General features: G+C 42.6%; 13 protein-coding genes and 1 pseudogene. 5 read left to right on the forward strand and 9 right to left on the reverse strand.

Annotation, left to right across the window (positions count from 1 at the left end; genetic code table 11):
- Positions 1 to 6 precede the first annotated feature (6 nt).
- Together HMPREF0106_RS19930 and HMPREF0106_RS19925 are read right to left on the reverse strand one after the other, a co-directional pair.
- Positions 7 to 2,643, reverse strand: coding sequence for a family 78 glycoside hydrolase catalytic domain (locus HMPREF0106_RS19930; protein ID WP_009039097.1), 2,637 nt, complete (start codon positions 2,641 to 2,643; stop codon positions 7 to 9).
- Between the two features lie 125 nt (positions 2,644 to 2,768).
- A complete protein-coding gene (locus tag HMPREF0106_RS19925) occupies positions 2,769 to 3,779 on the reverse strand; it encodes a LacI family DNA-binding transcriptional regulator (RefSeq protein ID WP_008023950.1) in 1,011 nt (336 codons plus the stop codon).
- A 187-nt stretch (positions 3,780 to 3,966) separates the two neighbouring features.
- Here HMPREF0106_RS19925 and HMPREF0106_RS19920 point away from each other — a divergent pair, with 187 nt between their 5' ends.
- On the forward strand, positions 3,967 to 4,608 hold the full coding sequence (locus tag HMPREF0106_RS19920; RefSeq protein ID WP_004310385.1) for a carbohydrate-binding family 9-like protein: 642 nt from the start codon (positions 3,967 to 3,969) through the stop codon (positions 4,606 to 4,608).
- Between the two features lie 84 nt (positions 4,609 to 4,692).
- On the opposite strand, the gene lpxA is transcribed toward HMPREF0106_RS19920, so the two are convergent.
- The 5 genes from lpxA to HMPREF0106_RS19895 form a co-directional block, all read right to left on the reverse strand.
- A complete protein-coding gene (lpxA, locus tag HMPREF0106_RS19915; RefSeq protein WP_009039098.1) occupies positions 4,693 to 5,463 on the reverse strand; it encodes an acyl-ACP--UDP-N-acetylglucosamine O-acyltransferase in 771 nt (256 codons plus the stop codon).
- 18 nt (positions 5,464 to 5,481) lie between these two features.
- A complete protein-coding gene (locus HMPREF0106_RS19910) occupies positions 5,482 to 6,873 on the reverse strand; it encodes a TolC family protein (protein ID WP_032851057.1) in 1,392 nt (463 codons plus the stop codon).
- Positions 6,874 to 6,884: 11 nt separating this feature from the next.
- Complete coding sequence (locus HMPREF0106_RS19905) at positions 6,885 to 10,316, reverse strand: efflux RND transporter permease subunit (RefSeq protein ID WP_009039100.1); 3,432 nt, start codon at positions 10,314 to 10,316, stop codon at positions 6,885 to 6,887.
- A 16-nt stretch (positions 10,317 to 10,332) separates the two neighbouring features.
- On the reverse strand, positions 10,333 to 11,508 hold the full coding sequence (locus HMPREF0106_RS19900) for an efflux RND transporter periplasmic adaptor subunit (protein ID WP_004316811.1): 1,176 nt from the start codon (positions 11,506 to 11,508) through the stop codon (positions 10,333 to 10,335).
- Between the two features lie 181 nt (positions 11,509 to 11,689).
- On the reverse strand, positions 11,690 to 14,797 hold the full coding sequence (locus HMPREF0106_RS19895) for a glycoside hydrolase family 2 TIM barrel-domain containing protein (RefSeq protein ID WP_009039101.1): 3,108 nt from the start codon (positions 14,795 to 14,797) through the stop codon (positions 11,690 to 11,692).
- A gap of 485 nt (positions 14,798 to 15,282) precedes the next feature.
- Between HMPREF0106_RS19895 and HMPREF0106_RS19890 the strand changes: the two genes are divergently transcribed.
- The 4 genes and pseudogenes from HMPREF0106_RS19890 to HMPREF0106_RS19875 all read left to right on the forward strand — a co-directional run bounded on the left by HMPREF0106_RS19890 (position 15,283) and on the right by HMPREF0106_RS19875 (position 24,679).
- A complete protein-coding gene (locus HMPREF0106_RS19890; protein ID WP_008776101.1) occupies positions 15,283 to 18,408 on the forward strand; it encodes a SusC/RagA family TonB-linked outer membrane protein in 3,126 nt (1,041 codons plus the stop codon).
- 11 nt (positions 18,409 to 18,419) lie between these two features.
- Positions 18,420 to 20,216: a RagB/SusD family nutrient uptake outer membrane protein gene (locus tag HMPREF0106_RS19885; protein WP_008776100.1), complete on the forward strand. Its 1,797-nt coding sequence runs from the start codon at positions 18,420 to 18,422 to the stop codon at positions 20,214 to 20,216.
- Positions 20,217 to 20,243: 27 nt separating this feature from the next.
- A complete protein-coding gene (locus tag HMPREF0106_RS19880) occupies positions 20,244 to 23,015 on the forward strand; it encodes a SusC/RagA family TonB-linked outer membrane protein (RefSeq protein ID WP_009039103.1) in 2,772 nt (923 codons plus the stop codon).
- 8 nt (positions 23,016 to 23,023) lie between these two features.
- Positions 23,024 to 24,679, forward strand: a pseudogene (locus tag HMPREF0106_RS19875) (RagB/SusD family nutrient uptake outer membrane protein).
- Between the two features lie 96 nt (positions 24,680 to 24,775).
- Here HMPREF0106_RS19875 and HMPREF0106_RS19870 read toward each other — a convergent pair.
- Positions 24,776 to 25,252 (reverse strand): HU family DNA-binding protein, encoded by a 477-nt coding sequence (locus HMPREF0106_RS19870; protein ID WP_004307476.1) that lies wholly within the window; start codon positions 25,250 to 25,252, stop codon positions 24,776 to 24,778.
- 333 nt (positions 25,253 to 25,585) lie between these two features.
- Positions 25,586 to 25,930 carry a hypothetical protein gene (locus tag HMPREF0106_RS19865; RefSeq protein WP_009039104.1) on the reverse strand — a complete coding sequence of 115 codons (345 nt, stop codon included), beginning with the start codon at positions 25,928 to 25,930 and terminating at the stop codon, positions 25,586 to 25,588.
- Positions 25,931 to 26,237: the final 307 nt, after the last annotated feature.

Raw genomic sequence — 26,237 nt, forward strand, 5'->3', positions numbered from 1 at the left:
TTTCAATTAAAATGTGAGTTGATGTTTTCCTGACCTTAAATCTATCTTTTTACCATTATATTCTACTGTTGCATTCGTATTGACTGGGATCGTGACTTTGAGAATCACTTGTTCTCCTTTACGTTCCCATTCAGAACGAATGATTCCGTTTACAGATTTATATTCTGCTTTTACCCAGTCAAGACCTTTTACGAAATGAGGTTGGATAAGAATATGTTTGAATCCGGGTTTCTGTTCATCATAATTAATGCCTGCCAATATATTGTACATCCATGCATTAATGTCTCCAAGAAACATGTGATTTACGGAGGCATCTCTAAATTCAGGTGAAAGTATCCATGTTTCTGCTAGTGTAGTGAAACCTTGTTTTATCCAATTGCCCCAAGATGGAGCTTCTTCTTGTGCGGCCATCTGATATGCCAAGTCAGCATATCCATATTTGGAAAGCATCCGCAGGACTGTTTTACTGCCTAAAACTCCAAAATCGAGCAGGTTTTTATTGGCTTTTATCATCGTAGAAAGATTATCTGCAACCTGCTGTTCGTATTCTTTAGGAACGATTCCAAGGTATAAGGCAACTCCTTGTGCTGCTTGCGAACCATTGGCATAAATAGCTTTGGATGTGTCGAAGTATTTGTGATTGATAAGCAATTTCAATTCTTCTGCTTTCTTAGCATAACTACTACCATCTTTTCCAATGAGTTCTGCAAATTTAGCCATATACAGATTGTCTAAATAATAATAGCAGGTAGTGGTGAATTCTGTAGGGGTTTGTGTTTTATGGAATACCCAGTCACCAATTCCGTAAGTTACGGTTCCTTCCGCGTCCTCGCGTCCTGCGAGGTAGGCAAGGTATTTGGTGCATACAGGCCATAGTTTTTCGATGCTTCTTGTATCTCCATAGTAGTGGTAAATTGCCATTGGCACGATAAACATGGCAGCATCCCATACAGGACCTATCCAGTCATCATAGCCCCATCCGGAACTAGGAATGATTCCCGATATACGTCCTTCTTCATTTTGATTATCAATCATATCATCCAGCCATTTTTCATAGAAAGTAATACCATCGAAGTTTAATAATCCTAAATCCATTGTTATGTGTGCATCGGCAGTCCATCCATTTTTCTCTCGTTGGGGACAGTCAGTCGGGATACTCATCAGATTTGATAAATATGATTGATTAGCAGCTTTCCATATTTTATTTAATAGTTCATTTGAACAACTGAATTTACCAACAGGAGGAACAGCCGTATGTATGAATTGAGCGGTTAAGCTCTCTTTAGTAAGTTTTACAGGACGATCTGAACGAACTTCTACATATTGAAATCCATGATATGTAAAATCTGGAGTGAATGTACCTTGTTTTCCGTCCAATATATAAGTGTCTGTTTGAAAAGCGAGGCCAGGTAATGGTTTGTAGTAAATATCTAAGTTGCGCATTTCCAAGCGTCCGTTATCTTTTAGCAATTCGCCGTGTTGCATACTGACTTTAGTGCCTTTCTTGCCATTGATAGAAAGAGTACAGACCCCTGACATATTAACTCCAAAATCGTATACACAGACTGTATCACCAAAAGAACGCATATTGATTGGAGTGATAAATTGTTCCGTTTCAATAGCAGGCATGTTTTGTGATACTAGTAGGGGAGAAGGGGCAGCCACCTGAATTGCATTTGTCCATTTAGAGTCATCAAAACCCGGTTTGTCCCATCCAGCAATTGCAAGACATGCATCATAGGTATCACCACTATAAATATTGTTTTGTATATAAGGACCGATACTCGTTTTCCAAGTAGAATCTGAATGGATGGTTTGCTTTTCTCCATTTTTATATAATATCTCCATTTCGCAGATCATTCTTGGGCGGTTACGCCAGCGGGCTTGCTCATAGCTCCATGTTGCTACAGGGGCCGATTCGTTGTAGAATCCGTTCCCAAGTATTGCAGATAGTACGTTCTCTCCTTTGAGCAGTTGTGAAGTGACGTCGTATGTGTTATACAGATTTCTTTTATTATAATGAGTAAAACCCGGATTGAGATGTGATGATGTTATTGATTTACCATTTAATGTCATTTTATAATATGCAGCGGCACTTACATATAATCTTGCTTGTTGTATATCATCTTGAGCGATAAACGACTTGCGCAACATGGGCGCTGGCGTATAATCTTTATCATGATTATCAGTAATCCATACTCCTGTCCAGTCACTTTGGTTGAGTTGAGCTGTTTCAAAACTGGATATAGGAGAGATAATCTTATGTTCCTTTGTTTTATCCCATGCTATTACTTGCCAGTAATAACGAGTTCTGGATTTCAATTTTTCTGATCCTTGATAGGTCGCATGAGGAGTATCAGAGTAAATAGTGTCAGATTGCCAGCTATTATCGGATGAGTTTCTCAAATCTTGTTCCCGGGTGGCGATATATAGCTGATAGCTGTCTTGAGAAAACTCTGTTGCATCTTCATTATTGGTTGTGTAATTCCAAGTAAAACGCGGTGCTGGTGAATCAATGCCAATTGGAGAAATTTGATATTCACATCGCATATTTTCAATATCAATGTTGTTACTGCTGCATGCCCATACTAGAAGTCCTAATAGAGCCAGCATGTATTTTTCATTTTTAATTTGGAACTTCATAATTCTGTATCTTTATGTTAATAATTAGAGGGCTATTTTCTTTATTGTTACATTTGTTAATTTGATATCATTATTTATTTTCACTAAACCGGTTAAGTGATTGAAGAAAAAATGTAAAATCATGACTAGGGTAATGAACATGGCAGGACAAGTGTTTCTACTTCTCTTTTTTCGGTCGAATTTTCCAAGCGATATTTGATATCGCCAAGTAGAATCCTTACGGCATTCTTACCGATCTCTTCTATTGGCATTCTTGCGATGTTCATATTAGGTGCTAAGACACGGAATGCTGATACTCCATGAATACAAGCCAATTCATATCCTTTATTTATATTGATTCCTTTTTCATAAAAGTAACGGAATGCTTCCAGAGCCAAAATATGGGTTGTGAAGAAGAACCCATCTACATCAGGTACTTTGCTGAATATTTGATCAAGAGTCTTGAAAACATTCTTCTCATAATCAACAAAGGTCACCTCTCCATATAGATCAGGATCAACGGGTAGGTTGGCTTCAATTAAAGCTCTTGCATACCCTTCTCGTCTCATATTCATTGTGCGGAGATGAGGATTCGTGGTAATAATAGCTATTTTAGATGATCCGTTATCGATCATTTTCTTTACTAACTCGTAGCTACTGCCTTCATTGTCAATAATGATGTAGTTTGTCTGCATCTCAGGAAAGTAGCGGTCAAATAAGACTAATGGATAGCCTTCTTTGACTAGATTCTGTATTTCAATTTTAGAAACTTTTGTGGGGGCTACTATAATTCCATCCACCTGTTTCGCTTTGAATAACCGGATCATTCTGTTTTCTCTTTCTATTTCAGATTCAGAGCTACAAATCATTAATGAATAGCCTTGTGTTTCCGCTTCCTTTTCTATAGAACGGGCAACTTTGGAGTAAAAAGAGTCTGTAATATCCGGTATGATTAATCCGATTGTGCCTGATATACCCGTATTTAGGCTTCTGGCTAATAAATTAGGCTGGTAATTCAACTGTTTGGCGCATTGAAAGACTTTTTCTTGTGTAGCAAGACTAATACCTTTTTCATCCCCCTTACCAGAAAGTACCCAAGAGATTGTTGTCTTGGATAATTTTAAGGTTTCTGCTATGTCTTTAAGGGATGTTTTCATAAACAGTATCTATTTAATCGGTTAAGTGATGGCAAATATATGAAAAAATATCTCATTATATAATAGTTGAGTAATATTTAACTAAATATTATTTTTTGATATAATAATTTGCAATTTAAAAATAACATAGAAATAAGGTGTAAACCAAAGAAAGTAACTATATTTGTATCATTCAAACGAAAGATATATGAAAGTAAAGAAAATTAGTGCGGCTAACGTGGAGGCTTGTTCGCTTCCTAAACTATTCGATGAAGAAAAAATAGATTTTCAGTCGATTCAGTGTGTCAATTGGGCTGAATATCCTTACAAACCTAAAGTGAATTTTCGAATTGCTCACACACAGAACTCGATTTTGCTACATTTTAAAGTGAAAGAGGAGAGTGTACGTGCCAAGTATGGAAAAGATAACGGTTCTGTATGGACTGACTCCTGCGTGGAATTCTTTTCCATACCTGCAGGCGACGGGATCTATTATAATATAGAATGCAATTGCATCGGAACTATTCTGGTGGGTGCCGGACCTGTGCGTAACAACCGCGAACATGCACCGAAAGAGGTGACTGCTCTTGTACAACGCTGGTCTAGTCTGGGTAATCAGCCTTTTGCTGAACGCATCGGTGAAACGGACTGGGAAGTGGCCCTTATTATTCCGTATTCTGTGTTCTTTAAGCACCAGATTGATTCGCTCGACGGAAAGGAGATAAAAGCTAATTTCTATAAATGTGGCGATGAATTGCAGACCCCTCATTTCCTTTCATGGAATCCGATACAGATTGAACAGCCGGATTTCCACCGCCCTGATTTCTTCGGAACGTTGGAGTTTGAATAGTGAATTGAATCTTTGAATTTGAATATAAAAAAGAAGGTTGATACTTGAAAAAGTATCAACCTTCTTTATATGGACTCACTTTGTTTATTTCACAATCCCTCTTTCCGAGCTCTTCACGAAATTTACAATATTCTCGATTTCTTCACTCATAGGAACCTGGTCGATAATCTTCTGTACGGCATCCTGAACGCTGAAATTACCCTGATAAATCAAACGGTATGCATTAGCGATGTGACGTAGGATTCTTTCCGATGTATTGTGATGTTGGGAGAGAACTACGGCGTTTACACCGTGATATGCTACCGGATTTCCTGACATGATAACGTACGGAGGCACATCTTTAGATATACGGCATCCGCTCTGTATCAGTGTCCAGCTACCTATATGGCAATACTGGTGCAAGGTGACATTTCCACTTAAGATAGCGCAGTCATCCAATGTACATTCTCCTGCAATAGTGGTGCCGATACCTACCACACAGTTATTGTTGATTTGTACGTCATGGCAAAGATGTACTTTATCCATCAGGTAGTTGCCGTTTCCGATTTTGGTAGCATTGCCGGCAAATGTAGCGCGGCTGATTACTACATTCTCACGAATATCGTTATTATCTCCGATAATCAGGCTGCTTTCTTCTCCAGTATAGTGGAAATCTTGTGGTTCCGCTCCGAGGACAGCATTCTGATGTACCTTGTTTCCTTTTCCCATTTTAGTACCTTGCAGGATACTAGCGTAAGACATGATGACGCAGTCATCCCCGACCTCTACATTCTTTTCAATGTAGGCAAAAGGCAGAACGGTTACATTCTTGCCCAGCTTTGCTTCGGGATCTACGTAAGCTAACGGACTAATCATAATAGTATATGTTTAAAGTTATTCTTCTCTTCCACCACCCAGTGCCTGGTAAAGGCTTACTACGGCCTGCATCCGGTCAAAGCAATCAGAAACCTGTGAGATTTGTGCGCTCAAGTAAGCCTGCTGTGCAGATAATACTTCCAGGTAGGTTGAAGTCCCTAAGTTAAACAATTCTTTTGTATCTTCCGAAGCTTTTTTGGCAGATTCTACTTGCATTTGACGAGATTCTACCTTTTCACTCGTCTTTTGGTATAAACTTAGCGCATTGCTGACTTCACTACCGGCATTCAACAAGGCCTGCTGGAAAGATAATTTCGCTTGTTCTTCCTGCGCTTTGGCAGCTTTCAGACGAGCAATGTTTTGTCCCCGGTAGAACAATGGCTGTGTCAGCGAACCGACAACAGAAGCCAGTAATTTACCAGGATTAACGATGCCGGCTCCGGAATTATTAGTCCATCCTGCCGAACCGCTAAGCGTGATTTGCGGATAGAAAGCGGCACGTGCGGAGTTGGTGTCATAATAGCAGCCTGCCAATGACATTTCAGCTGCTTTTACGTCCGGACGATTGGATAACAACTGGATGGGGACACCAGCCGAAAGTTCGGTCGGAAGCACTTGTGCTTCCAATACACCACGTTTGATAGCATGGGGAGCTTCGCCTAAAAGAGTAGACAATGCGTTTTCCGTTTCGCGGATGCTCTGTTCGATATCAGGGATGCTGGCGAGTACCTGCGCATAAGCAGCTTTGCTTTGTTCCACGCCGGCAGAATTGATGTTGTACATGGCAGCGTCCTTCATGGCTTCCATTGTTTCGGCATTCTTTTTCAGGATTTCTGCCGTAGCTTTGGTTATTTCCAACTGGCGGTCCAACATCATTAATGTATAATACATATTGGCGATGTTAGAGATCACCTGTGTCTGTACTGCCTGGCGATAAGCCTTTGTTTGCTTCAGAGCAACTTGGGCACCTCGTTTGGCGTTCAGTAACTGACCGAATAAATCGACTTGCCAGCTGGCTGTGACAGGTAATGAATAAGTTTTTGTAGCTGCATTCTTGTCAAAGCTGCTGATCGTTCCTTGCGGAGACAATCCTAATGACGGGGCATAAGCCAGGCGTGCCGACATGAGGGATGCTTCTGCTGCTTTCACATTTTGAGCGGCGGACAAGAGGTCCGTATTTTGTTTCAGTCCCGTTTCGATGAGAGACTGGAGTTGCGGGTCGGTGAAGACTTCTCTCCACGGCAGATTACCGAAGTTGGCTGTATCCGAAACCAGTGTATCATTATCCGCTACCGGATCGCGATACAGGCCGGAAGTAGTGATGTCTTCGGGTCTGTCATACGACTTATAGATGTGGCAGCTGCTCAAGAGAGCAGTTGCGCACAACATATATAGAATCTGTTTCTTCATATCGAATTTCATTATTTAGCGTATTGTTCAATCTCTGTTACGGCATCTGTATTGTCGATATCTTCCCATTCCATCGGTTTAACTTTCTCTTGCAGATACTGGAAGATAACAAACAAGACAGGAACGATGAAAATCTGGCAAATCATACCGATTAACATACCACCGATAGAAGCAGTACCTAGTGTACGGTTACCGTGGGCACCTACACCGAAGGCAAACATCAACGGAAGCAAACCGACTACCATAGCCAATGATGTCATCAAAATCGGGCGGAGACGGGCACCGGCACCCAATACAGCTGCCCAAGTGATACTCATACCCATCTTACGACGGTCGAGGGCGAACTCTACAATCAGGATGGCATTCTTTGCCAACAGACCCATCAACATGATTAACGCGATCTGCATATAGATATTGTTGGACATCGTACCCAGAATCATCTTCAATGCCGAAATATTACCGATAGCACTTACACCGTTCACAAACAGGAAACTGCCTAACAGACCGAACGGAACGGATAACAATACAGCCAGCGGAAGAATGTAACTTTCGTACTGTGCACTCAACAATAAGTAAACGAATACGAAACAGAGCACAAAAATCAGTCCGGTAGCACTTCCGCTACTTTGAGCCTCTTCACGCGCCATACCTCCTAATTCATACGTATAACCGGTAGGCAGGTTTTCTTGGGCAACCTGGGCGAGGGCAGTCAATGCCTGACCGGATGTATAACCACTTGCCGGAGCTACCATTACTTTCATAGAGGTATAAAGGTTGAAACGGCTGATAATATCCGGACCATATACTTTCTCCACAGAGATGAACTGGGCAATCGGGGCCATCTCACCTGCACTATTACGCACCTTGATATTCTTCAAAGATTCCAAGTTTTTGCGTGACAATGGATCTGACTGAATCATAACACGATACATCTTACCGAAACGGTTGAAGTTGGATGCATACAAACCTCCGTAATATCCTTGCATGGTAGTGAGGATATCGCTCGGGCTGATACCTGCTTTTTTACAAGCTGCTGCATCGATGTCGATCATGTATTGCGGGAAATTCGGGTTGAAGGAAGTTTTTGCCGAATTGATTTCCGGACGTGCTTCCAGTGCTGCCGTATAATCATTAACCACATCGAAGAATTTGTTCAGGTCACCACCGGTCTTATCTTGCATATTTACCTCAATATCCGTAGATGCCGAGTAACCCGGGATCATAGGAGGAGCGAAGAACAATACCTGTGCTTCTTTGATAATCTTTTGTGCACGCATATATAAGGAACCGACTACAACGTCTGAATTCTGTATCATGGAACGTTCGTCCCAGTCTTTCAGTTTGATGATGAAAGAGCCGTATGACGGTCCCTGGCCACCGATAAAGCTGAATCCGGAAATCATGGTACGTGACAATACCGCAGGATCGGAAGCGATCAGACTGTCTACACGTGCCAGGATTTTTTCAGAACGGTCTTGAGAAGTACCCGGAGGCAATGTTACTGCTCCCATCAGCGTTCCGGTATCTTCATTAGGCACCATACCTGTCGGAGTGGTGTTCATGAAGAATACAAGTATCGCAATGGAAGCGACAACTAATCCCATAGACAACCATTTCTTCTGGATAAAGAACAGTACTCGTTTCTTATAACGTTTCAGGATTGATTCGTATGTATCGTTGAATCTGTTTTTAAATTTCTTCGTACTCATTCCGATCAGTGCCAGAATACTAAGCACTACGAAAATTGCAGTAACTATCGGATTGATACTGAACAAACCAAAGATCATGCCGAGAATGGCAATAAGCGTGAAAGTAAGTGTAATTCCCGGATGCAACATCTTTCCGATAGCCTCGGTATATCTGTTGATCATGGTTGTATGGGCTGCCGTATAGGCTACTTTCATACGTTCTTTCAATGTGGAGTCTTCCGTTGTTCCGTCTTCTTTTTTGTGAGGTTTCAGAAGAACGGCACACAAAGCCGGACTCAAAGTCAATGCGTTCAATGCGGACAGACCGATAGAGATAGCCATAGTCATACCGAACTGACGATAGAATGTTCCTGCTGTACCTCCCATGAAACTTACCGGAACGAATACGGCCATCATGACCAGCGTAATAGATACGATAGCACCACCCAATTCATTCATAGCATCGATAGAAGCCAGACGGGCAGATGTATAACCTTGGTCAAGCTTGGCATGCACACCCTCGACGACCACAATCGCATCGTCGACCACAATCGCGATAGCAAGCACGAGCGCACATAACGTCAACAAGTTCAAACTGAATCCTACCAGGGACAGGATGAAGAAAGTACCGATCAGAGCTACCGGAATGGCGATAGTCGGAATCAATGTGGAACGTAAATCCTGCAAGAAGATATACACTACGATAAACACCAGGATAAATGCTTCGATCAACGTCTTCAACACTTCATGGATAGAAGCGAAAAGGAAGTCGTTGGCATTCATGGAGATGTTCAGTTTCAATCCGGTAGGCAACGTTTTTGATGCTTCATCCAACAATGCCTCAATATCACTGATAGTCTGTGTCGCGTTGGTTCCTGCCATCTGGTATACGATACAAGTCACAGACTTGTGTCCGTCTACCCGGTTGGTAAAGTTATATCCCAAGCGGTCCAGCTGAATTTCTGCTATATCTTTCAGACGGAGTACTTCACCGTCAGGAAGAGATTTGATAACGATATTTTCAAACTCTTCAGGCTGTTGCAAGCGTCCTTTATAACGGATGGTGTATTGGAAAGTCTGGTTACTGCGTTCACCGAACTGTCCTGGAGCAGCTTCGACATTCTGTTCTGCCAGAGCAGCGGAAACATCACCGGGAACGAGCTTGTATTGTGCCATGACGTCCGGTCGTAACCAGATACGCATAGAATAATCCTGCCCCAAAACGTTGGCGTCACCCACACCCGGTACACGTTGTACTTGAGGAATCAAGTTGATCTTAGCATAGTTTTCAATAAACGATTCGCTATATGTATCTGTCTCGTCATAGAGAGAGAATACTACCAGCATGGAAGTCTGGCGTTTTTGAGTGGTTACACCGACTTTAGTTACTTCGGCCGGCAACAGACCTTGTGCCATAGAAACACGGTTTTGTACATTGACGGCGGCCATGTCCGGGTCTGTTCCTTGTTTGAAATATATGGATATCTCACCGGAACCCGTGTTTGACGCAGTTGAGGTCATATACATCATGTTTTCTACACCGTTGATTTGTTCCTCCAACGGAGCAATCACGGAATTCAATACGGTCGATGCACTGGCTCCCGTATAGGTGGCTCTTACCGAAACGGTAGGAGGCGCGATGTCCGGATACTGCGTGATAGGCAGTGTCGCCAATCCGATAGCCCCCAGGATGACTATCAGGATAGAAATAACGGTTGATAGTACCGGACGGTTAATAAATCTATCTAATTTCATAATGATTATCTGATTATTAGTTGAAGGCTGTGGCTAAATTACCGTCGTGTTGGTCTTTCAAATGTTGTTGATAGTTTGCTTCTTTTTGCGCCGGTGTGATAGGCTGAACCTTCTGGCCATCTTTCAGGTTTTGTACTCCTTCGATTACGATTTTATCTCCTGAATTCAAACCGGAAGTAACCAAGTACTCTTTTCCGTTATCCAGATTGAAGATTTTGATTTCTGTATATTTTACCGTGTTGTCCGGTTGCAAAACATAAACGAACTTTTTATCTTGGATTTCTACTGTTGCAGACTGCGGTATAGTGATTACATTCTCCATGGTATAAGGAATCAGAACGTTTGCAGTACCTCCGCTACGCAATACATGTTCCTTATTCGGGAAGATAGCACGGATGCTTACCGAACCGGTAGATTGGTCGATAACGCCTGTGATAGCATCTACTTTACCCTCTATATCGTATGTGGAACCATCAATTAATTGCAGTTTGATAGTCGGTATTTTGCTGATTTCTTCTTTGATGGTGCTACCGGACTTGGTCATTGCCAGCAATTCCTTTTCTGTCATTGAGAAGTATACATATACTTCGTCAATCTCGGAAACAGTAGTCATCGGCGTAGCGATAGAAGGGCTTACCAATGCTCCTACACGATAAGGAATATTGTTGATAACGCCATCTGACGGACTTTTAACTTGTGTGAATGACAAGTTCTGTTGAGCAGTGGTCAGTTGCGCTTTTGCTTGTGCCAACTGGGCTTTAGTCTGTGCCAAGGAGTTTTCTGCCATTGCCAGGTCATAGTCACTGATGATTTGCTTTTTGTTCAACTCTTTCTTATTGTCATACGTCATCTGTTGAGTACTCACTGCTGCTTCTGCTGTAGCTACTGCTGCTTTGGCAGTGCGTACAGCTGCTTCGTATTGAGTCGGATCAACAATGAACAACACTTGTCCTTTACGTACAGCTGCTCCTTCGTCTACACAGAGTTTCGTGATGAAGCCCGATACTTGGGGGCGGATTTCTACATCTTGTTTTCCTTTAATTGTAGCCGGATAGGCAGTTGTTAAATTAGCAGTCGTTTTTTGTAACTCTTGTACTGCATATTCAGGAACCTTTCCTGTGTCATTGCCCTTATTGCCACAACTAGACAAGAGGGCTACGCAAAATGCAAATAAAACAATTCTACTTTTCATACTTATAAATATCTGTTTTTTAATTTAATGCGTTTGTTGCCAGTGTGCTGTTCATCTATATAGATAAGGGGGTTAAGGAAGAAAAACCGGAAACTAAATTAGATAATTTAGTTTCCGGTTGCAAAAGTACTTTAAATTCGGTATTCTTGTTCTCTGATACCGTGTTTTTTAACTATGTTTTTTACTTTATTTTATGATATACAGGAGTCATAATAAAACTTAACTCATAATCCTGATAAGGAAGACGATATTTTTCCAGTGGGATAGCTCCCCAACTGTTGACACAGGCAAGTCCGGTTTGTGCCTTGTCGATACAGAAGTTGGTGAAGTCTGCCTTTTCTACTTCCGGTGAGTGACGCTGGTCTTTGCCGTCGCCGTCATCCAATGACTCGATGGTGTAATTCAGGGCAGAAGCGGAGAAAGGAGCACTCGATACGAATTGCAGTCCGTTGCCACTGATGTTCAGAAGTCTCCACCAGCGGATATCCGTTTTTGTTCCGGTTTCCTGCGGGCGGATGTAAGGATAGAATTGTTCTTCCACTGTCTGGCGATATTTTCCTAACATGGCCGCGTGGTTGCGGTCGGCATAGTTTTCTCCCGGACCACGGCCGTAATATTCTATCTCGTTGAAGTTGACCGGCATACGCATTTGCATACCGAAACGGAACATGTCAGAAACTTTCTTGCTCTTGTCTGCCGCCATCTTTTGGGTAACTTTCACTGCTCCCTTGTTGTTAATGGTGTAAGTCAGCGATAATGTTCCGCCAATCGACTTCATGTCATATTCGGCACGAACCACTGCCTGATCGTTTTCAATAGCATGTTTCAGAGAAGTCAGTTTCAGTTCAGGATTCTTCCAGGCAGCATATTTGTGTTGCAGTCCGGCTCCGAAGTCATTGTCGGTCGGTGCACGCCAGAAGTTAGGAGTCAGTGCGCTGCCATCTTCCATCAGTTGCATGCCGTTGACGTCGTAACGGCAGAGGTAACCATTGTGTTTGTTGAAATCCATAGAGAAGTTTTCACCTTTCACAATCAGGAAGTTGCGGTCGTTGTCCAAAATGGTGGGCACGATGACCGGAAGGTTAGAGGCTTGTTGGTTTTCCAGTTTCAGTTCCGGTGCTTTGTAGTCACGGATGCTTAGTTGGTCGTAAGCGACGGTGGTTCCGGCCGGTAGCAGTGTTTCGGCGGCTTTCAGTTTGTAGCTCACGTTGAGCAGCAGTTCTTTGCAAGGACAGATGTTCTTTGTGTCAAATGGAATTTGCACTTTCACAGTTTGTTGGGGCGCTACTTTCAGGTCGGATACGATGCCTGTTTGCACTACTTCTCCGTTTGCCAGTAATTGCCATTCCATGTAATAAGCAGATAAGTCGCGGAAGAAATACTCGTTGAAGATGTTGATTTCGCCTTTGGCAAGATCGGCAGGAGTCGTCCATATATCCTGATAGAAATAAGCTACTTCGTATGCATGCGGATTGGGTACGCGGTCGGGGCTAATCAAACCGTTGTCGTTGAAGTTATTATCCGAAGCGTCGTATTTGTTGAAGTCGCCGCCATAGCCGTAGATGCTTACTCCGTCTTTGTTTTTCCAGTGGCAGGACTGGTCTACGAAGTCCCAGATAAATCCGCCCTGATATTTCGGATATTTGCGGATGATGTCCCAGTATTCTTTGAATCCGCCTTCGGAGTTACCCATAGCGTGCGCGTATTCACATTGGATTAACGGCTTTTGGATATTGCCTTCGCTATATTTGATACAAGCGTCGTAGTCATAGTACATCGGGCAGAAAATATCGGTGAATTCGCTGGTTCCTGCTTGTTCGTACTGTACGGCACGTGTCTTGTCTTCATTCTTAATCCAAGTGTAGCATTTCTCAAAGTTTGGTCCCATGCCGGCTTCATTACCCAATGACCAGAAGATGATGGACGGATGGTTGTAACCACGTTGTACGTTGCGTTGGTTACGTTCCATGTGGGCTTTGGCGTAGATTGGGTTCTTTGCCAGTGTCTGGTCGCCGTAGCCCATTCCGTGAGATTCTACGTTTGCCTCGGCTACTACATATAAGCCGTATTGGTCGCACAGGTCATACCAACGGTTGTCGTCCGGGTAATGGCAGGTACGCACGGCGTTGATATTGAGTTCTTTCATCACTTTGATATCCTGCAACATACGTTCGGTAGAAACCACATAACCGCCGTCCGGGTCCATTTCGTGACGGTCGGCTCCTTTGAAGAGTACCGGTTGTCCGTTTACGAGTATCTGTCCGCCTTTCAATTCAATCTTGCGGAAACCTACTTTAACAGGGATTACTTCTACTACGTTGTTGCCGTTTTTCAGTGTAGCGGTCAGCGTGTAGAGATTAGGCGTTTCAGCAGTCCATTTCGCCGGATTGGAAACGGATAGAGTTGTGTTTAATTTGCCCGAACCTTTCAGGTCGGCAGTCGCTACGCTGTTGCCTTGAGCATCTGTCAAGTCTAAAGCTACTGTGCCGCTTCCTTTCAGGTCAACGGATATATTCAATGTACCGTCTTTATATTGGCTGTCCAAATCGGGAGTAATGCGAATGTCCTGGATGTATTTCTTGTCGCGTGCGTAAAGATAACAGTCGCGTCCTACGCCGGAGTAGCGGAAGAAGTCCTGATCTTCCAGGTAACTACCGTCGCACCAGCGGAAAACTTGAAAGGCGATGACGTTCTTACCCGGTTTCAGGTAGTTAGTCAGATTGAATTCAGCTTCCAGTTTGCTGTCTTCGCTATATCCTACATAACGTCCGTTCACCCAAAGGTACATATTGGAAGTTACCGAGCCGAAATGTGCGAAAATTTCTTTGCCTTTCCAGTCGGCAGGAAGGATGATTTCTTTGCGGTAAGAGCCTACGTGGTTGTTTTCTGTCGGCACTAGCGGAGGGTTGTTTTTGAATTGACTTCTCCAGGCATATCCTACGTTGACATAGATAGGGTCACCGTAGCCGTTCAACTCCCAAACGCCGGGAACTTGAAGGTCATCCCAACCTTTGTCGTTGAAATTAGTCTGATAAAAGTCGGTCGGGCGTGCGTCTGCGTGTCTTACCCAGTTGAATTTCCAAAGACCGTTCAAGGTCATGAAATTTGTGGAATTTTCTTTAATGCCGGCTTTAGCTTCATCAGCCGATGCGAAAGCAAAGTAATTAGTGTGCATAGCGGAACGGTTTACGGAATTCACTTCCGGATCTTTCCACTCGTTGAAGCTTTGCGCTTGAATTGCTGTCAGTCCCAATGCAGCCAAGCAGCAAGAGAGTAGTTGTTTCTTCATGGGTTTTTTGTATTAGGTTTGAATTTCTGGAGTCAAAGATAGGGAATAATTTGATTAATAAAGGAGAATAATAAGTCTAATAGGTATGTCAATAGTTCAATTTTAATTTATTTATGAACTATTCAATGGAGTCTGGTAATGGTATGTGAAGTTGGCATAGATTTATGATGAAAGAAGAACTTGGTAAATTAACTTTTTGAGTATCACCTCTCGAGTATGGTAAAGTAAAGAAGAAACGATGAATAGGCTATATTTTTCTAGCGTGACATCCTGATACTATGAGTAATACAGCTAATTTTAATGCTTTTTATTTCTTGTTTTGTACTATTTTGTCCCTTTTTAGTATGATAATTGTATCTTAAAAACTATTACATTCACTTAATTTGCGGCAAGTGTTTTTAACAAACCTATTTCAAATTCTTAAATTTATTATTATGAACAAACTAACGAGACTAAAAAGATGCAAGAGGTGCATTAGTACGTTAATGCTTATGTGTTGTTCGCTCTTGGCATGGGCGCAAAATACAGTAACGGGAACTGTATTGGATGAATCCAACTTAGAGGTGATTGGTGCCAATGTAAAGGAAAAAGGCACGGCTAACGGTGCTATTACTGACATGAATGGTGTTTTCCATTTAAAAGTAAGCAATCTTCAAAAAGCAGTTCTGCAAATTTCGTTCATGGGATATGAACCTCAAGAAGTGCCATTAAATGGACGCAAACAACTGAAAATTATTTTAAAAGAAACGGCCAATGAACTTCAGGAAGTTACAGTTGTGGCCTATGGTACACAAAAGAAAGAAACTCTGACAGGAGCTATTTCTGCTGTAAACAATGAGGCGTTGATACGTTCGCCGAATGCAAGTGTGGCCAATTCGCTGGCGGGCCAGATTACAGGACTTTCATCCGTTCAGACTAGCGGTCAGCCGGGGCAGGAGGACCCTAAGGTATTTATTCGCGGAGTGGGTTCCTTAACAGAAAGTGCTTCCTCTCCTTTGATTTTGGTGGATGGTATAGAACGTTCGTTTTATCAAATGGACCCGAATGAAATAGAGAGCGTGACGGTTCTGAAAGACGCTTCTGCTACTGCCGTGTTCGGTGTGCGTGGTGCAAATGGCGTAATTTTGGTGACTACACGTCGTGGTAAAGAAGGTAAAGCGAAAATCTCAGTGAATTCTTCAGTTGGTATCCAGATGCCTACCCGAATGCTTAAAATGGCAGATAGCTATACGTATGCTACTTTGAGAAATGAGATTATAACAAATGATAAGCCAAATGCTACCGAGAACGATTTGGTGTTTAATAATTATGCAGTTGAACGGTTCAGATTGAATGATGAACCTATTATGTACCCCAGTATCGACTGGAGAAAGTACCTGCTTAATAAAACATCTGTGCAAACGCAGCATAACCTTAATATTTCCGGAGGAACAAAGGATATACGTTACTTCATATCTTTAGGTTTCTTATATCAGAATGGCTTGCTGAAACAGTTTGAAGGAGTGGGGTATGATAATAATTATAAATACAAAAGATATAATTATCGCGCGAATTTAGACTTTAATGTAACTAAGACTACCACGCTGAAGATCGGTATCGGCGGGATTGTAGGTAACCGAAATGAGCCGATGATTAATGATGCGACTAATTCGATTTGGACACTGATTAATCAGACAACTCCGTTCAGTAGTCCGGGTGTGATTGACGGACAACTCATAGTTACCCCCGAAGAACGTTTTGATAATAAAATCAATCTGGGCAATAGTGCTTTGCCTAAGTGTTATGGGACAGGTTACTCAACAGCTATTAATAATACGATGAATCTGGACCTTCTGTTGAATCAGAAGTTGGACTTCATAACCAAAGGGTTGTCGGCGGAAATAAAAGGTGCTTATAATACGAGTTATGGCTTTACCAAAAAGCGTAAAGGACAAGTGGAACAATTTATGCCTTTCTATCAATCTTCTTTGGAAGATCCGTCACTTGGTTATGATTCGCCGGATTTCAACAAGAATATTGTTTATAAGATCAAAGGAGAAAATAAGAACTTGCAATATGAGGAAACTTCTTCGCGGGCACGAGACTGGTATCTGGAAGCCAGCTTGAGATATAATCGTAAGTTTGGTTTTCATAATGTCGGGGGATTGTTCTTGTACAATCAGAGTAAGAAATACTATCCCGCTCAGTGGGTGGGAGTACCGTCTGCTTACATCGGTTTTGTAGGCCGTCTGACGTATGATTACAAATCTCGTTATATGGCAGAAGTTAACTTCGGTTATAATGGTTCTGAGAATTTTGCTCCGGGTAAGAGATTCGGTGCGTTTCCTGCCGGTTCCATCGGTTATATCCTGTCGGAAGAGGCCTTCATGAAAAAACAGAAGGTGGTTGATTATCTGAAATTCCGTGCTTCTGTCGGCTTGGTCGGAAATGACAATCTTGGAAATAACCGCTTCTTGTTCCTGCCGGATTCTTATGATGTGAATCTGAGCGGAGTAGACGGGTGGAATAACAATAAGTATGGATTCAACTTTGGTTATAACAGCAAGGCGTTAATTCTGGGTGCATTGGAGAAGCGTCTGGGCAATCCGAACGTGACTTGGGAAACTGCGCTGAAACAGAACTATGGATTGGACGTTCATTTCTTGAAGAGCCGTCTGAAAATCTCTTTGGACTATTTCCTCGAAGAACGTAAGGATATTCTCATCAATCGTAAGACAGTACCTTTATTAACGGGATTGACTTCATCTATTCTACCTGCTGTAAATATGGGTAAAGTGAAAAACCGTGGATATGAGGTAGAAGTGAGGTGGAATGACAAGATCGGGCAGGTTCAGTATAATGTTCAGGCAAACGTTTCCTATTCAAAGAATAAGATTATTTTCCAAGACGAAGTTGAGCCTAATGAACCTTATATGTGGCGGACAGGAAATCCGGTCGGAACACTCTTCGGGTATGTGGCGGACGGTTTCTATACAGAAGCGGATTTCGGAGAGAACGGCAAACTGGTGGCAGGTCTGCCCGATCCGGGTGTGTCCGTGAAGCCGGGTGATGTGAAATACCGGGATTTGAACGGTGATGAGGAAATAACTTCCGACGACCAGACTATCATTGGAAACCCGACTCGTCCGGCTTATACATTCGGATTGAATTATGGTATCAATTACAAAGGCTTTTTCCTGACGATGAACTGGACTGGTGCTGCACAACGCTCTTTGTTGCTGGACGGAGCTTTCAGAGAACCTTTTGGTAATGGTAAAATCCGTGGTTTGATGCAGTTCCATGCAGATACGCGCTGGACACCGGAAACAGCTAATACAGCTACTACACCGCGGTTTACAGAGACAAATGCAGTCTATAATATGCGTTCTTCCTCTTTGTGGGTGCGAGACGGTTCTTATTTGAAGCTGAAGAATGTGACAATAGGATATAACTTCACAGATAAGAAGATGTTGAAGAAACTGGGTATCCAGCAGTTAGGCATAAAACTGACAGGCTATAATCTGCTGACTTTTGATAAGTTTGACATCATGGACCCTGAATGTAATCCGAATAATGCGGATTCTTACCCTATCATTAAAATATATAATTTAGGTATTAATCTAACCTTTTAATAGTGCTGACAATGAAAAACTATAAAAAATATATAGGTTGTCTTTCTCTCTCTGTATTGACACTGATAGGGTGCGAAGACCTTAAATTTGGAGAGAAATTTCTGGATAAGCCGATAAGTAACGAACAGAATATCGATTCTGTTTTTAACAAAAAGGTATATGCTGAGCAGGCACTGGCGGAAACTTATCATTCCCTGCCGGATTATCTGCCGATGCAAGGACGTCTGGGATATGGCGTTCTGGAAATGCTAACCGATCTGGGTGACTGGACGAAAAAGGGAGCGCCTAAATTCTATACAGGAACAGTGGACGGAACAAATACATATCTGGAACATCTTCCATATCGGTTGGATGTCGCCAATACTACGATAGGAGTAGGGCCGGTTTATGGTATTCGAAGAGCCTACATTTACATTGAGAATGTGGATAGAGTGCCGGATATGACTGCGGATGAGAAAGCGATAGGAAAAGCGGAAGCGCAAGTAATCATTGCCTATCATTATTCTCAAATGCTCCGTTATTATGGTGGTATGCCGTGGATAGACCATGCATATACGGCAGAAGATGCGATGAAATTTCCCCGTATGACAGTAGAAGAAACCGTACAGAAGATTGTTGGATTACTGGATGCGGCGGCCTCTGTACTGCCTTGGCAGGTGAATGCAGATAATGACGGACGAATGACGGCTGCTTCTGCTTTAGCGTTAAAGTCCAGAGTGCTTCAGTTTGTGGCGAGTCCTTTATTTAATGCTGAAAAGCCCTATCTGGAAGGAGATGCTTCGTCTCAGTTCCTTACTTGGTATGGCAACTATTCACCGGACAGGTGGCAGAAGGCGTTGGATGCCGGATTAGAATTTATGCGGGCTAATAAAAAGAACTCAGACGCTTATCAACTGGTGAATACAGGTAATCCCCGCGATGATTTTGCAGCAGGATATTTCAATCGCCATAACGGTGAAGTCTTGATTTCTTCTAGAAGATTCACCACTTATGCTACGGGAAAGACACCGTTCGCCCAGGTACGTTATGGAGTTGCTTCTCCTACACTGACCTATGTCGATATGTTTCAGATGAAAGACGGGACAGAATTCGACTGGAACAATCCTGATCATAAAAAATTCCCCTTCTTTGATAAGGACGGAAATCCGAGAAGAGACATCCGCTTATATGAAACGGTTGCTGTGAATGGAGATAAGTTTAGGGGCGCCCAGAAAGTGCAAATTTACGAAGGAGCCACCCAGGCGCCTTATAAAGACGGACGAATGAGTTACAATGGGGTTGCCATGAGAAAATTCATACGGAACTTCAATGACGAAGTGAATGGTAAATTTTATTCTTGTCCGTTGATCCGTCTTCCGGAGGTTTATTTGAATATGGCCGAAGCGATGAACGAATTGAATAAGGCGGAAGTCCGTGATGAGTTTGGTAATACGGCTTATGATTATCTGAATAAAACCAGACTGCGTGCGGGTATGCCTGCGATTTCGGCAACAGATGTTCCGGCCGGCAAACCGTTGCGTGAAGCAATATTACGCGAAAGAGCCATTGAATTCGGCTATGAAGAAGTACGTTATTTCGATCTGGTACGTTGGAAACGCTCAGATATATTTACCGGACAATTGTCACGTCTGATTATTAAAAAAGCGGCCGGTGAGCCAAGCGGCTTTTCTTATACCGTATCTCATGCAATGGCGGAAACGCGTCAGTATGCAAAACCTGAAAAGTGGAACGACAAGTATTTCCTGTTGCCTCTGCCTATAGATGAGATAAACAAGAAATATGGATTGATTCAGAATCCGGGTTGGTAATAATCAAATCGTTGAACAATAAGAAGAATGATTATGAATAAATCACTTTATATCGTAGCTTTCTCGTTGGCGTTTGCCACTACGGGTATAGCGCAAAATAATGAAGGACAAGATAAGGTAATCGATCTGGGCACACAGACGACCACCGAATTACGGAAGACACAGGCTGTCTCTACCATTTATTCGAATGAATTAGATAAAAATGCTGCCACTAGTCCTTACAATGCCATTTATGGCTTGTTGCCGGGATTGAGTGTGATGCAGAACACTAGTTGGGGCACAGATAAATCTCGTCTCAATGTGCGGGGACGCGGTTCTTTGAATGGAGATACACCTTTATTTGTAGTAGATGGTTTTGCACGCCCTCTCGAATATATCAACCTTTCGGAAATAGAATCAATATCCGTTTTGAAAGACGGTGCTGCTACTGCTCTTTGGGGAGGCAGAGGCGCCAACGGAGTGGTATTGATAACTACCAAACGCGGTATATATAGCCAGAAGGATATAAAAGTAGACTATAAGTTTGGTTTAGGCTTCCCTGTTAATCAGCCGGAATTTGCCGATGCTTATACCTATGCCAAAGCCCGTAATGAAGCATTGAGATATGATGGTTTGCAACCGGACATGGATGAGGCTTCTTTCCTGTCCGGAGGCAATAGCGATCTTTATCCGAATGTGGACTGGCAGAAAGAAGCGTTACGCAATCATACAACCAGTCATCAACTGGACATCACTTTCCGCGGAGGTGGCAAGCGGCTTCGTTATTTCAGTGTCCTCAATTACAAAAACGATATGGGACTGCTGAATAGCAAGTACACTGATTATACAGATCGCTATAACTCCCAGATGAAGAAATACTTCCTCAATCTTCGCATGAATCTGGATGTGGATATTACGGACGCGACAAAATTGAAATTGAGTATGCTCGGTATGCTGCGAGAGACCAAGCGTCCCACCACGTCGGAAGCTACTTTGTTTGAACAGATTTTCAACACCCCGTCCGCCGCATTTCCCGTGCAGACACAGAATGGATTCTGGGGCAGTAACAATGTGCTGAAAACAAACCCGATAGCCAATCTGGCGGACGTAGGTTATTATAAACTGAATCAGCGTATGTTGCAGGCGGATTTACGGTTGGTGCAGGATTTGTCTGTATTGACTCGCGGGTTGAGTGCGGAACTCGCTATTGCTTATGATAATAATGCGACCTATCAGGAAACAGCCAAGAAAAGTTTTATGTACCAGACCATTGAAAAAGGCACAGATGGAGAACCGATTTACACGAATTACGGAAATCCTAACGATGAACTGGAAATCAGCAACAAAGGATTGGCCAATCAATACATACATGCCAATTTTGAAGCGAAGGTCAATTATCACCGGACATGGGATAAACATGATTTTACGGCCAGTGCTATGTTTCGTCAAGAATCAATGACGTTGACAGGGGCTAATAACAGTCGTTACCGTCAATACATTATCGGAACCGCAGGTTATAATTTTGACAACCGTTATATGGTGGATATCGTAGCCAACTGTTTTGGTAGCAGCGTGTTGGGGAAGAACGACAAGTATCGTGCATATCCCGCCATTTCTGCCGCCTGGATACTTTCGAACGAGAATTTCATGAAAGAAATTTCCGCTTTTGATTATCTGAAGCTTCGTGCTTCTTACGGACGCTCCGGATATGATATTTATGATTATGACATGGATAAGCAATATTGGGTAGGAAGCGGTGCTTACTATTTTCAGGCCGGAAATACTTCTGCCGGAAGTAGCCTGAAGGAAGGAGTGTTGGCAATGGAACAACTGGATCTGGAAGTTGCGGATAAATATAATATCGGTTTGGATATGAGCCTGTTCAAGGGACTGACTTTTTCTATTGACGGTTTTTATGACAAGCGCACTAATATCCTGATTGACGGAAGTGGGCTGATCTCATCGGCAATCGGGGTTACTATTCCGCAGATGAATGCAGGAAAGGTGGAAACGAAAGGAACGGAACTCTCTGCCATGTGGAAAAAGGAATACAAGGACTTCAACTATTATATCGGAGCCAACTTCTCCTATGCCAAAAGTAAAGTCGTAGAAAATGGTGAGGGATATCAGCCGTATGGCTATTTGTCTAAAAAAGGTTACCCTGTCGGGCAGTGTTTTGGCTGGGAGGCTATCGGTTATTTCAGAGATGAGGCGGACATAAAGAGCAGTCCGGTGCAGAAATTCTCGGAAGTACGTCCAGGTGATGTCAAGTACAGGGATCTGAATGGCGATAACGTGATTGACAACAATGACCAGAAGGCGATAGGATATTCCACTGCCATACCGGAGATTTATTATGGCATTAATTTGGGATTTGAATATAAAGGTTTCGGCGTGGATGCTCTGTTTCAAGGAGTAGCCCATTATAGTGTGATGTTGAACACTGCCAGCGTATACTGGCCGTTGAGAAACAACACGAATATTTCCAACTGGTATCTGAATGACAGAATCCGCTGGACGGAAGAAACGAAAGACATCGCAAATGTCCCCCGCCTGACTACGCTGGATAATGCCAATAACTTCAGAAACAGTACACAGTGGTTGGAAAACGGGAGCTATTTCAAACTTCGTAACCTGAATGTCTACTATAACCTTCCTTCCTCTTGGGCGAAGAAAGTGAAAATGGAGAAGATTCAGGTGTATGCGAGAGCTAACAATCTTTTTTCGCTCGATCATGTGAAGTATATGAACTGTGAAGATCTGAAAATCAATTATCCGGATATGACTTCTGTTTATTTCGGGTTGAATATTAACTTCTAAAATGTGAGATGACCATGAGAAAATATATCCTATTATATACAGGTTTGCTATTATCCGTATCGGGGTGTAGCTTGCTCGAATTGGACGAATCGACAGGCTTGGACAGGGAAGAGGCCTATTCCTACTTTAGCAATGTGAAAGGTTTGGCTACCTACGTTTATAGCCAGTTGCCCGGAGATCTCGGAGTGCTCGACGGGGCTTTGAGGGAGTCTGCAACGGATAATTCTGTTTATGTCTGGAGTGATAATAGTGTTCACGACTTTTATAACAATGCCTGGAGTCCCAACAATGCAGTCGATAATATGTGGTCGAAGTGCTATGGAGCTATCCGTTCCGTCAATTCATTTCTTGAAAACTATTCACAGGAAAAACTGGAGCGTTTCCGCTGGAACGATACGTATGAAGAAGACATAGCCAAAGCTACCATGTATCGTGAAGAATTACGGGTGTTGCGAGCTTTTTATCTGTTCGAACTGGCTAAACGATACGGTGATATTCCACTTTTGACACGTACGTATGCTTTGGATGAAATCAACGGCGTGGAAAAGACTTCTTTCAATGAAGTGATAAAATATATCTGTGATGAATGTAGTGACGCGGCCAAAACTCTGCCTGTCAGTCATCAGGACTTTTGGGCGGAGACGGGACGCGTGACCAAAGGTACAGCGTTGGCATTGAAATCCCGTGCTCTTCTTTATGCGGCGAGTTTGTTGCATAATCCCGCACAGGATGCCGATAAATGGAAAGCGGCTGCCGATGCGGCTTATGCTATCATAAAAGAGAACTGGTACAGTTTGCCGAAGACGAATGTAGATCCTCTGTATGACAAGAATGGTGGAAACGATGTATTGAAATCTCCGCAATTAATTTTTGAACGTAGAAATGGGGAAAGCTTTGATTTTGAAGCTAACAATTTGCCCATCAGTTATGAAAAGGGGAAAACAGGCAACGTGCCCACCCAGAACCTGGTGGATGCCTTCCAGATGACTAATGGAAAAGACTTTGACTGGGAACAGATTACACCGGGGCAGAATCCGTATGAAGGCAGAGACCCGAGATTCTATAAAACGGTGCTTTGCAATGGCGATACATGGATGAACTCGACCATCCAGTCTTATGAAGGAGGAAAAGACGGTGCCGGAACAACCGGAGCGACTACCACAGGTTATTATTTGAAGAAGTATATGAATGAGACTGTTTCTCTAGCTCCTTCCAATGAGAAAAAGAAGCCGCACCATTTCATCATATTCCGTTATGCGGAAATTCTCCTGAACTATGCGGAAGCAATGGATGCCTGGAAAGACGCTGATTATACGGATAATGACCATCCGTTGTCTGCACGTGCGGCACTGAATTAGGTGCGTGCTGCTGCTGATATGCCTGCCATTACAACAAGCGGCGATGCGTTTACTGAAAGCGTCCGTCGTGAAAGACGAGTGGAACTTGCGTTCGAAGACCATAGGTTCTGGGATATCCGCCGTTGGAAAATCGGTGATAAAACCAAAGCTATTTATTGCATCAAGATCACTATGGAAAACGGCTTGCCTGTTTATAAGAAAGAATTGCTTGAAACACGTAACTGGGATGATAAGATGTACTTATATCCTATACCACAGACTGAATATTATAAGAATCCTAATTTAGGTCAAAATACAGGCTGGTAACTATGACTAAGCGAACCCTAAAAGTTTTTGTCTAACTTTTAGGGTTCATTTTTATGGGAAGAAGTCCTTTTCTATGTGTGGTCCCTTGTTCCAGTTTTATGCTGCAGGATCCGGGGCCTCACCGCTACCGCCTTCGTCCGGATTTTCCGGTTTATTTCCCCCTCCATTTCCGGAAGAGGTGCCGCCGTTTCCTTCCGTCTTGTAGATACTTACATTATCCAGCATATCCTTAAATTTATATCCCGGAGTAAATACGATTTTCACTCGTCGAACGGTATCGGCATCTACATCTTTTTCTTCATTCTGACTTTTACAGTTCATGCCCGGACGGAAACATCCGAAGTCACCTAATTGCACAGACAATCCTTTGTTGAGGTTCGTGTTCAACGCATCAATCAGTGCGTCAATCACGTGTTTCACTGCGCCTTCGGGAATCATACCGAACATGGATACTTCCTTGCATAAATCTCTGAAATTTACCGTATTGGTAATTACATTCTGTGCTACATACTTTTCAGTCTTTGTTTTGTCAAAGCCGAAAACTCTTTTCTTGACAACATACTTTAATGCCATAATCTTTCTTTTTTTAATAGTTAGTTAATCTGTTTTATTGTTGTTTTGTGATCACGATGCAAAGATATGATTTCCGAAATTCATGACCAAGCTGAAAAAGAATTGTGCGTTAATAAATTAGTTAATAAGTAGAATGCTGCTGTATTGGGAAATTCTATGTAAAAAAGATTTCGCAGAAAGATAGAAAAAGAGGATGCCGATCAAGATATTGGGGTATCAAGTGTGGGGAAGGCATCCTCTTCGAAGATAGAACGAAAGGACTACTTGCACAAGCAATCTTTTTCGCTTTGTTGTCTATCTTCTATATATACTGGTAAGGAGTATGATTCTGAATTATTCCGTATCTTCTTTGGTTCGCAGGCTGACTAACTCTGTCCACTTGCTTATACTTAAGTCGAACCCTCCTTTCTCCAGATGTTGGAGGGCGGTTCTAAAATGTCGTATTACTTTTTCTGTATCATTGGTTGTTTGATACTCAAGCTCTCCAAGTGCATATTCAAGACGTGCCATTTGGATGTAATCTAACAAGGTATAGTTTTCGTCAACGGATAAAGTTGAAAGATAGTTCAACAAGTCGAATGCTTTTTCTCGTTCTTCATCTGATAAGTTGGAGATGGGGCGGCGCGCGATAGGGTGCTGCATTAATAGAATAATGTTTTCTTTCAAGTCATCGTACATATCTTTGTTATGTTTGTCGCATCATTTCCCTGTGGTGCGCGGTTTAAAAAAGAGAGCTCTAAGTTTGCAGTTAATAGATAAGAGGTCGGAAATTTATTTTAAAAAAGTCAAGCGAGACGAATAATTACCTCCGCATCTTATCAGGAAAATATCAGTCTTATTATCTTTGTTGTATTAAGATAAAGACTGATAGGCGGGAAGAGGACACCATAAAAGAGAAAGCACTTGAGGCTAGCCCACGTAACGGCCTCTCTCCGCCAAGCTGCAAAGCTCCGATAGAATATCAAGGTTGCGAGCCTATTTAGAG

Origin of the sequence: Bacteroides sp. D22 (assembly GCF_000163675.1) — a bacterium.
In the GTDB taxonomy this organism is placed as follows: Bacteria; Bacteroidota; Bacteroidia; order Bacteroidales; family Bacteroidaceae; genus Bacteroides; species Bacteroides xylanisolvens.

What these genes read in the sequence shown, in the direction of transcription:
- HMPREF0106_RS19930 (WP_009039097.1), bottom strand. Translation starts at nt 2,643, where the DNA reads ATGAAGTTCCAAATTAAAAATGAAAAATACATGCTGGCTCTATTAGGA.
- HMPREF0106_RS19925 (WP_008023950.1), bottom strand. Translation starts at nt 3,779, where the DNA reads ATGAAAACATCCCTTAAAGACATAGCAGAAACCTTAAAATTATCCAAG.
- HMPREF0106_RS19920 (WP_004310385.1), top strand. Translation starts at nt 3,967, where the DNA reads ATGAAAGTAAAGAAAATTAGTGCGGCTAACGTGGAGGCTTGTTCGCTT.
- lpxA (WP_009039098.1), bottom strand. Translation starts at nt 5,463, where the DNA reads ATGATTAGTCCGTTAGCTTACGTAGATCCCGAAGCAAAGCTGGGCAAG.
- HMPREF0106_RS19910 (WP_032851057.1), bottom strand. Translation starts at nt 6,873, where the DNA reads ATGAAGAAACAGATTCTATATATGTTGTGCGCAACTGCTCTCTTGAGC.
- HMPREF0106_RS19905 (WP_009039100.1), bottom strand. Translation starts at nt 10,316, where the DNA reads ATGAAATTAGATAGATTTATTAACCGTCCGGTACTATCAACCGTTATT.
- HMPREF0106_RS19900 (WP_004316811.1), bottom strand. Translation starts at nt 11,508, where the DNA reads ATGAAAAGTAGAATTGTTTTATTTGCATTTTGCGTAGCCCTCTTGTCT.
- HMPREF0106_RS19895 (WP_009039101.1), bottom strand. Translation starts at nt 14,797, where the DNA reads ATGAAGAAACAACTACTCTCTTGCTGCTTGGCTGCATTGGGACTGACA.
- HMPREF0106_RS19890 (WP_008776101.1), top strand. Translation starts at nt 15,283, where the DNA reads ATGCTTATGTGTTGTTCGCTCTTGGCATGGGCGCAAAATACAGTAACG.
- HMPREF0106_RS19885 (WP_008776100.1), top strand. Translation starts at nt 18,420, where the DNA reads ATGAAAAACTATAAAAAATATATAGGTTGTCTTTCTCTCTCTGTATTG.
- HMPREF0106_RS19880 (WP_009039103.1), top strand. Translation starts at nt 20,244, where the DNA reads ATGATTATGAATAAATCACTTTATATCGTAGCTTTCTCGTTGGCGTTT.
- HMPREF0106_RS19870 (WP_004307476.1), bottom strand. Translation starts at nt 25,252, where the DNA reads ATGGCATTAAAGTATGTTGTCAAGAAAAGAGTTTTCGGCTTTGACAAA.
- HMPREF0106_RS19865 (WP_009039104.1), bottom strand. Translation starts at nt 25,930, where the DNA reads ATGTACGATGACTTGAAAGAAAACATTATTCTATTAATGCAGCACCCT.